The 1898-nt window shown below is 63.3% G+C and carries 2 protein-coding genes; both read right to left on the bottom strand.

Annotation, left to right across the window (positions count from 1 at the left end; translation table 11 throughout):
• Positions 1–221: IS66 family insertion sequence element accessory protein TnpA (gene tnpA / locus ACPEES_RS23215; RefSeq protein WP_435106848.1), on the bottom strand; the 221-nt coding region annotated here is incomplete at its 3' end.
• A 491-nt stretch (positions 222–712) separates the two neighbouring features.
• Positions 713–1714 (bottom strand): PHP domain-containing protein, encoded by a 1002-nt coding sequence (locus ACPEES_RS23210; protein ID WP_435106850.1) that lies wholly within the window; start codon positions 1712–1714, stop codon positions 713–715.
• Positions 1715–1898 lie beyond the last annotated feature (184 nt).

The following is a 1898-nucleotide window of genomic DNA, read 5'->3' as shown; positions in this document are numbered from 1 at the left end:
TCATCGAGCGCGCCGAGATCGATCACCGCCGCCCCGGACTCTGACGCCGGTGCCGCGTCGTCCATCGCCAGGCGGCGCTTCCAGTGCGCGAAGGTGCTCAACGCCACCCCCTCGCGCCGGCAGAACGCCGCTTGGCTGAGGCCGCTGGCTTCATGCGCGGCGAAGATCTCTCGCCACTGGGCCTCGCTGCGTCGGATGTGCCGGCTCTCGTTGCTGATCATCGCTCCCTCCCGTGCCAGTGAATGCACGTGAAAGGCTATGCGCGGACCAAGTGTCCCGGAAGAGCGGCCTCGAATGAACGCTTACGCACAGGGTGAGTAGGAAGCCGTGCTCGTGCCGGATGCGCCGGCGGGTTTCCTCGGGCCGCCCACGCGGGCGTTGACGCCAAACAATGCTCGATCCGAGTCCGGGCACTGAACGCGTGCTGTCGAAGCGCTCCGGCTGCTCGTCGACGGGCAGCTGTTCGGGCGGACGGTCCGGCAGGCAGCGGGCACCAGGTTTCCTCGCTCAGCAAAACCGCCTCCCCCCCCGGCCCGATTCCTCCAAGGCAAGGTCTCGCTTGCGGGCGTCACGCTGTAGCCGCGTCAGATGGCGGCGTTCGGCGCGTCGCATCCGGTTGGCGCCGGGGCGTTTGGCTGCAATTCCATCCCTTTTGTGCATCAATGGCCTATGAGGGGAAACGTTTGGAACGTACCTGGCGCGTGCGGTCCGTTCAGCTTCGTCGCAGCAATTTCCGCAGGGCCTCGAGGCCACGTGTATTGATGATGTCATCGGCACTCAGCCAACCACGCCTGGCCTGATCAATGCCGTAACGCATATGCGCCAGTTGATCGGTCGTATGGGCATCGGTGCTAACGGCGACTTTTACACCTGTGTCCTTGGCCATGTGGCAGTAGGTATCCGCAAGATCCAAACGGGAGGGTTGGGCATTGAGCTCCAGGGCGCATCCCCGCTCGGCGGCCGCCTCGATGACCGCCTCCATGTCGACGTCGTAAGGGGCCCGCTCGTTGATCAACCGTCCGCTGGGGTGCCCCAGGATGTGGAAGTAGCGATTGTCCATGGCCCGGATGATCCGCTCGGTCTGCTGTTTGCGGGACAGCTCCCGGTGGTAGTGGACGGAGCACACCGTCAGGTCCAGCTCCTTGAGGACGGAATCGGGTAGATCCAGGGTTCCGTCTTTCAGGATGTCCACCTCACAGCCCTTCAACACCGCGACCCCCTCGAGCTCGTCATTGAGGGCATCGATAGCCTGCAGTTGTTCACGCAGCGCCTTCTCGTTCAATCCACCCGCCATGGTTACTCGCTGGGAGTGATCGGTAATGGCGAGGTAGTCGTACCCCTTGGCCGCGGCTGCTTCGGCCATCTCCTTCAGCGACGCCTGGCCGTCGGTGGCGTTGGTGTGCGAGTGGAGATCCCCCCGTATGTCGTCCAGCGTCACGAGCCTGGGAAGCTCGCCCTGTTCTGCGGCCTCCAACTCACCACGATTCTCCCTCAACTCCGGCTCGATGTAAGTGAGCCCCACCTGTTCGTAGACGGATGCTTCCGTGCGCCCGGCTATGTAGTCGTCATCCTTGAAGACGCCGTATTCGTTGATCTTGAGACCATGTTTTACCGCCCGGGTCCGCAACTCCACGTTGTGCGCCTTGGAGCCGGTGAAGTAACACAGCGCCGCGCCGTAGCTACGCGTCGGCAGCAGGCGCAGATCCACCTGCATCCCCGAGCGCAGGTGCACGGTGGAGCGCGTGGTGCCCTTGGACTCCACTTTCTCCACCTCGCGGTAGGCAACGAACCGGTCGATAACCCCGGTACTGTCGAGACTCTGGTGATCATATACCAATTTTCGAAATAACTCGGGCCGATCCCGTTGCCATGCCTTGAGGGTCTGCACCGGCGTTCGG

The organism is Arhodomonas sp. AD133 (assembly GCF_051195215.1).
Classification (GTDB): domain Bacteria; phylum Pseudomonadota; class Gammaproteobacteria; order Nitrococcales; family Nitrococcaceae; genus Arhodomonas.
This window is presented reverse-complemented; position numbering and strand designations above follow the sequence as displayed.

What these genes read in the sequence shown, in the direction of transcription:
- ACPEES_RS23210 (WP_435106850.1), bottom strand. Translation starts at nt 1,714, where the DNA reads ATGCAGGTGGATCTGCGCCTGCTGCCGACGCGTAGCTACGGCGCGGCG.